General features: G+C 68.1%; 6 protein-coding genes and 1 pseudogene. 4 read left to right on the top strand and 3 right to left on the bottom strand.

The genetic code is table 11. The features are described from left to right. A partial coding sequence (locus AB4Y86_RS08850; RefSeq protein ID WP_441401880.1) for an MFS transporter occupies positions 1–1,121 on the bottom strand: 1,121 nt, incomplete at its 3' end. Between the two features lie 48 nt (positions 1,122–1,169). Here AB4Y86_RS08850 and AB4Y86_RS08845 point away from each other — a divergent pair. The 4 genes from AB4Y86_RS08845 (at position 1,170) to AB4Y86_RS08830 (ending at position 4,834) form a co-directional block, all read left to right on the top strand. After that, a complete protein-coding gene (locus AB4Y86_RS08845) occupies positions 1,170–1,991 on the top strand; it encodes an IclR family transcriptional regulator (protein WP_441401879.1) in 822 nt (273 codons plus the stop codon). 118 nt (positions 1,992–2,109) lie between these two features. Continuing rightward, positions 2,110–3,255, top strand: coding sequence for a cupin domain-containing protein (locus AB4Y86_RS08840; protein WP_441401878.1), 1,146 nt, complete (start codon positions 2,110–2,112; stop codon positions 3,253–3,255). Beyond that, positions 3,252–4,076 (top strand): fumarylacetoacetate hydrolase family protein, encoded by an 825-nt coding sequence (locus AB4Y86_RS08835; RefSeq protein WP_441401877.1) that lies wholly within the window; start codon positions 3,252–3,254, stop codon positions 4,074–4,076. The genes AB4Y86_RS08840 and AB4Y86_RS08835 overlap by 4 nt, the downstream gene beginning before the upstream one ends. After that, the gene (locus AB4Y86_RS08830) at positions 4,076–4,834 is read left to right on the top strand and encodes a maleylpyruvate isomerase family mycothiol-dependent enzyme (protein ID WP_441401876.1); all 759 of its coding nucleotides are present in this window, start codon (positions 4,076–4,078) and stop codon (positions 4,832–4,834) included. Before AB4Y86_RS08835 ends, AB4Y86_RS08830 begins: the two co-directional genes overlap by 1 nt. A 90-nt stretch (positions 4,835–4,924) precedes the next feature. Here AB4Y86_RS08830 and AB4Y86_RS08825 read toward each other — a convergent pair whose 3' ends face one another. Further along, entirely contained in the window at positions 4,925–6,382 is a 1,458-nt protein-coding gene (locus tag AB4Y86_RS08825; protein ID WP_441401875.1) for an MFS transporter, read from the bottom strand. 75 nt (positions 6,383–6,457) lie between these two features. Next, positions 6,458–6,685: pseudogene (locus AB4Y86_RS08820) on the bottom strand (MarR family winged helix-turn-helix transcriptional regulator); the annotation flags it as partial.

The raw sequence follows: 6,685 nt of genomic DNA, 5'->3' as shown, positions 1-6,685 counted from the left end.
GCCCAGCCCAGCGCGGTCCCGCGCAGGTGCGCCGGATAGTGGCTCGCAACGGCGGCGATGATGAGGCACTGGGTGCCGTGGGTTCCGACGCCGGCGAGCACCAGCATGAGGTACACGACGCTGACCGGCGGCCCGGTCACGAGGACCACCAGGGCGACGGCGGCGACGGCGGCCGCCGCGATCGCCGTCGGAATCGGGCCGAAGCGGGTCCCGGCCCAGGCAGTGAGGACCGAGCCGGCCACGGCGCCGAGGTTGAGGGCCAGGGCGAAGGTCAGGGCCGAGCCCAGGTTGTAGCCGGCCAGCTGCATGAGGTTAGGCAGCCAGGTGCCCAGCCCGTACYAGGCGAAGAGAGTGGCGATCGTCGCCACAGCGAACAGCATGCTGATGCCCAGGTACGGGGCGCGGAGCAGGGACGAGAATCCGGCAGGCTCCCTGGCGACCTGCCCTTTGCCGGTGGTTCCGGCCGGGGCCAGGGTCTCGGGAAGGTATTTCAGGCCGAGGGGCACCACGACCAGGAGAGCGAGCACGGCGACCAGGAACATGGATTCCCAACCGAAGGCGGGGATCAGCTGGATCCCGACGAGAGCGGCGATCGATCCGCCGATCGGGACCCCGGACATCATCAAGGTGGCGATGGTGGACCGCCACTTGGCGGGGACGAGTTCGGCGACCAGCGCGTTGGCCGACGGCACCAGGCCGCCGAGTCCGACGCCGGCCAGGAGCCGCAGGACGCCGAAGACGGGCGCGTTGGGGGCGAACGCACAAAAAATGGTGAAAATCGAGAAGACGACGGCGCAGCCGATGATGGTGCGGCGGCGGCCCCAGGAGTCGGCCATTCGGCCGGCGAAGATGGCCCCGATCATCATGCCGACGAACGCCATGGACCCGATGGTGCCCGCCGTGGCCTTGGTCAGGCCCCAGCCGGTTTCGGAGATCAGGGAGGATTGGACGGTGCCGTAAACGATGAGGTCGTAGCCGTCGAAGACGACGAGCAGCCAGCAGACCAGGACGGCGGCGGCCGAGCTCTTGGGAAACCGCGACGCGGGCCCGCCAGAGCTGGCGAAAGTGGAGTCCCCGGGAGCGGACCGTTGCGGCGTTGCAACAGATGGTGTGTGATTCATCCCACTACTGTCCTAGCGGCCGCAGGTGAACCACAATACAATTCTGATGTGCAGAAAGAACCATCGGCGAAGTCAGCCCGGAAGCCCTTGCAAAAGCGGCCGACCTATTCCATCGAAGCGGTCGACAATGCGCTGCAGCTGCTTCAACTGCTGCGCGATGGCGGCGCCCTGCGGCTCAAGGACGCCGCGGGGGAACTGGGGGTAGCACCGTCCACCGCGCACCGGCTGCTGGCCATGCTGGTCTACCGGGGGTTCGCGGTACAGGACGAAACCCGCCGTTACGTGCCCGGCCCYGCGATGGGCGTGGGACCGGCGGGGCTGGCGTGGACCCGGAGGCTCCGCTCGCTGGCCCAGCCGCACATGGAGCTGCTCTCCGCGCAGCTGAACGAGACCGTGAACCTGATGGTGCGGGTCGGCACGAAAGTCCGCTTCCTGGCCACCGTCGAGGGGAACAACGTGTTGCGGGTGGGTGACCGGCAGGGGACGGTGATGCCGGCGAACCGGACCTCGGGCGGCAAGGCGATGCTCGCCGAACTGGAACCGCCGATGATCGAGCAGCTGTTCCGGAGCAACAATGCCGAGATTGGCGGGGACACCATCCCGGCCGAGGAGTACCCGGCGTTCCTGCGGGAGCTGGTGTCCATCCGCGGCAACGGGTTTGCCGCAAATTTCGAAGGCACCGAGGAGGGGGTGAGCGCGCTGGGGATGGCGCTGCACAACCGGCACGGGCACGTGGTGGGGGCGCTCAGCGTCGCCACCCCGGCGACCCGTTTCCGCCGCGTGTTCGACGCCGGGCTCGTCCCCGCCCTCCGGGAAACGTGCCGGCAGCTGGAGATCGACATCGCGGCTAATCCGGCCGATCCGGACTAGGTCCCTCCGCCCCGGCTCGACAATTCTGACTAGCAGAATATGTTGGAGGTCACACTGGCGCGTACGTAGAGTCTAAGGACGCCAAATAGAACTGTTCTGACCTACGTAGGAGGCCCACGTGTCCATCAGCGCCGAGAACACGACCCATGAATCTGTGGCTGCGGGGCACACCGCCCCGGAGCCGACTCCCGAAGAGGCTGCCCAGCTGAAAGAGCTCTACCGGGATTTCGACCGCGAGAACCTGATCCCGCTCTGGACCGAGATCGCCGACCTGATGCCGATGGTCCCCTCCCCCAAGGCGGTGCCCCACGTGTGGCGCTGGAGCGACCTGTACCCGTTGGCGGCCCGCGCCGGCGACCTGGTGCCGGTGGGCCGCGGCGGCGAACGCCGCGCCATCGCGCTGGCCAACCCGGGCCTGGGCAACACCCCGTACGCCACCCCCACGCTGTGGGCAGCTATCCAGTACCTCGGTGCCCGTGAGACCGCTCCGGAGCACCGCCACTCGCAGAACGCCTTCCGCTTCGTGGTTGAGGGCGAAGGCGTCTGGACTGTCGTGAACGGCGACCCGGTCCGGATGTCCCGCGGCGACTTCCTGCTGACCCCGGGCTGGAACTTCCACGGCCACCACAACGACACCGACGAGCCGATGGCCTGGATTGACGGCCTGGACATCCCGTTCGTGCACTACGCCGACGCCGGCTTCTTCGAGTTCGGCACCGAACGCGTCACCGACGAAGCCACCCCGGACATCTCCCGGTCCGAGCGGCTGTGGGCCCACCCGGGCCTGCGCCCGCTCTCCGGCCTGGACGACACCACCAGCTCGCCGATCGCGGCGTACCGCTGGGAGTACACCGACCGCGCGCTGCGCGAGCAGCTGCTGCTCGAGGACGAGGGCCACCCGGCCACTGTGTCCCAGGGCCACGCCGCCGTGCGCTACACCAACCCCACCACCGGCGGCGACGTCATGCCGACCATCCGGGCCGAATTCCACCGGCTCCGCGCCGGCGCCTCCACCGAGACCGTTCGCGAGGTCGGCTCAAGCGTCTGGCAGGTCTTCGACGGCCGCGGCTCCGCGGTCCTCAACGGCGAAACCAGGACCCTCGAGAAGGGCGACCTCTTCGTGGTCCCGTCCTGGGCCGCGTGGTCTTTGCAGGCAGAGGCTGGCTCTCAAACGGAGTTTGACCTGTTCCGCTTCAGCGACGCCCCCATTTTCGAACGACTGAACTTCAACCGCACCTACATCGAAGGACGCAAGAACGCATGAGACTCCTCACCCTCCGCACCGGAAACGGCTCGACCAAGGCTGTCCGCCAGGACGGCGACACCCTCACCGAGATCGACGGGTTCTCTGACGTCGGGGCGCTCCTGAAGGACGCTGCCTGGGAGTCCATCGCGCAGGCCGCTTCCGGCGCCACGCACCCGCTCGAAGGCGCCGACCTCGACGCCGTCGTCCCCTTCCCCGGCAAGATCATCTGCGTTGGCCACAACTACCGCAACCACATCAAGGAGATGGGCCGGGAAGTCCCCGAGTTCCCCACCCTGTTCGCCAAATACCAGGAATCCCTGATCGGCCCGAACGATGACCTCGCCCTGCCGCAGGAATCGTCCACTGTCGACTGGGAATCCGAACTCGCCGTCGTGATCGGCAAGAAGGGCCGCCGGATCAGCGAAGCGGACGCCGCGGACCACATCGCCGGCTACGCCGTCCTGAACGACGTGTCCATGCGCGACTACCAGTTCCGCACCATCCAGTGGCTGCAGGGCAAGACCTGGGAGAAGTCCACCCCGTTCGGCCCCGCCCTGGTCACCAAGGACGAGTTCAGCGGCGGCCTGATGACCACCTCGGTCGACGGCGAAATCCAGCAGCAGACCCCGACCAACGACGTCGTCTTCACGCCGGAATTCCTGGTTTCCTACATCTCCACCATCATCACGCTGAACCCCGGTGATGTGATCGCCACCGGCACCCCCGGCGGCGTCGGCCACGCGCAGGACCCGAAGCGCTACCTGCAGGAAGGCCAGCTCCTGGTCACCACCATCGAGGGCCTTGGAGAACTGAAGAACCGCGTAGTCAAGGAAGCCTGATGGTCGCGCGCCACGACCAGACGACCGACCCGGAACTGCTGGCGGCACTGCTGCAGGCGCGCCGGGGCACGGCATTCTTCGCCCGCAAGCTCAACGAACTGTCTGACGCGGAGCTCGACGGCGACACGCTGCTGCCGGGCTGGACCCGCCGCCACATCACGGCACACATCGGCTACAACGCCCGGGCAATTGCCCGGCTGGTCGAGTGGGCGGCCACCGGGGTGGAAACCCCGATGTACGCCTCCACGGATGTCCGCGACCACGAGATCAACTTTGGGGCAACCCTGAGCCCGATCGCGCTGCGGCACCTGTTCGACCACTCCGCGGTGCACCTGAACGTCGAATGGCGTGACCTGCCCGAGGATGCCTGGCGCCGCACGGTGCGCACCATCCAGGGCCGCGAAGTCCCCGCCAGCGAAACCGTCTGGATGCGGACCCGCGAAGTGTGGATGCACGCGGTGGACCTGGACAACGGGGCCGTCTTCCGGGACATCCCCGTCCCGGTTCTGGAGCGGCTCCTGGCGGACATCACCGGTGCCTGGAAGACCCGCGGCACGGACAAGGACCTGGTTGTTAAGGTGACGGACCGCGGCCTCACGTTCGGCGACACCGCGTCGGCGTCGTCCACCGTGGTCTCCGGCCCCCTGGACGCCGTCGTGGCATGGGCCGCCGGCCGGGGCAACGACGGCGTCACCGCCGCCGGACCCGGGAGCGACGCCGCGAACGGCACCGTGCCGGCCGCCCCGAAGTGGATTTAGGCACCCCGCAGCCGCAGATTCCACACAAAGGAACAGCCCCCTCGACTGAAACTCCAGTCGAGGGGGCTGTCATTTTTTTTGCTGCGCTTGTCAGCCCAGGTGGACGGCCGGGGCGTCCCCGTCGGTGCCGGTGAACTTGTGGCGGTCGATGTTGATCAGGACTAGGGCGATCGGCGCGATCAGGATCGCGAACCCCGCCGCCCAGAGGAACACCGCTGCGTAGCCGGCGGACAGGGCCGCCGGCGAGACTCCGCCTGCCGTGGCCGCGGCCGCGATGGTGCTGAACAGGGCGATGCCGAGGGAGCCGCCGGTCTGCTGGGAGGCGTTCACCAGGGCGCTGGCGACGCCGGAGTCGTCCCGGTCCACGCCGAACAGCGCGAGGTTCTGCATTGGCACAAACACCATACCCAGCCCGATGCCCAGCAGCAGCAGGGCGGGCAGCATGTTCACTAGGTAGCTGCCCTGGGCGCTGACCTGGGTGAGCCAGAGCATGGCGGCGGCCATGAACACCGGGCCGACGCCTGTCGGGATCTTGGCGCCCAGTTTCGGCAGGTTCTTGGCGACCAGGCCGGCGGTGATAATCAGCACCACAGTCATGGGCAGGGAGGCGAGGCCGGCGAGGAACGGCGCGAAGCCCAGCACGATCTGGATGTACAAGTTGATGAAGAGGATGCCGCCGATCAGGACGGCACCGGCCAGGAAAGAGGCCAGGAAGGCCGCCCCGCGGTTGCGTTCGGTGGCCACGCGCAGCGGCAGCAGCGGGTGCTTGGCCCTGCGCTCGACCAGGACGAAGACCGTCAGGAGCACGATGCCGGCGGCGATGAAACCCCAGGCTTGGGGGACGTCCCAGCCGCGCTCGGCATTGGTGAAGCCGTAGACCAGGGAGCCCAGGCCCAGGGCGGCCAGGATGACACCGGGCCAGTCGTACTTAGCGGACCCGTGGGCCTTGCTTTCGCTGACCAGGGACCATACCCCGGCCAGGGCGACGATTGCGATCGGCACGTTGACGAAGAAGCACCAGCGCCAGGTCACGTGTTCGGTCAGGTAACCGCCAAGCAGGACGCCGACGGCGGCGCCGACACCCGTGATGGAGCCAAAGATGGCGAACGCGGTACCACGATCCTTTCCGCCCGGAAAGGCGACGGTCAGCAGCGCCAGTGCAGCCGGAGCCAGCAACGCCGCGAAAATGCCTTGCAGGGCGCGGGCGCCGATCAGTTCCCACGGCTGTTGCGCGATGCCGCCCAGCAGGGAGGCGATCGCGAAGCCGGCCGCTGCCACAACAAACGTCCGCTTGCGCCCCCAGAAATCCGCGATCCGGCCGCCGAGCAGCAGGAATGCCCCGAAGGCCAGGGCGTACGCCGTGACCACCCAGGACCGCGTCGCGTCGCTGATGCCCATCTCGTGCTGCAGGCGCGGGAGCGCGAGGTTCACGATGGTGCCGTCAAGGACCACCATGAACTGCGCCAGGGCCAGGAACACCAGCGCCCACCAGCCGGCCCTGCGGCCGCTCCCCTGCCTTTCGCCGCGATCTGCTAACTGCGTTGCCATGCCCATGCTCGTTCACCGTTCAAAGTAGTAATAGTTACACAAGTATAACTACGGCTAGGAGAGTGGTGATCCGGCTTACTCCGGTTCGGCCAGGAGGAATGCGAGGCGCTGCAAGGCGGGCAGGCTGGCCGCGAGCTGCCGGTGCTCCTCCGGCGACAGCCGGGAACTCGCCGCGGACAGCGCCTGCGCCCAGGCGCCCTCGAGGAGCGTTTTGATCCGCTGGGACTCGGCCGTGGGGTAGAGGGCGACGTAGCGCTTGTCGGCGGCGTCGCGGACCCGCGTGACAAGGCCGGCGGCAACCAG

The sequence above is a fragment of the Arthrobacter sp. 2YAF22_2 genome (assembly GCF_052114645.1).
Taxonomy (GTDB): Bacteria; Actinomycetota; Actinomycetes; order Actinomycetales; family Micrococcaceae; genus Arthrobacter.
The sequence above is the reverse complement of the archived record's forward strand: the minus strand, read 5'-3'. Positions and strand labels throughout refer to the sequence as shown.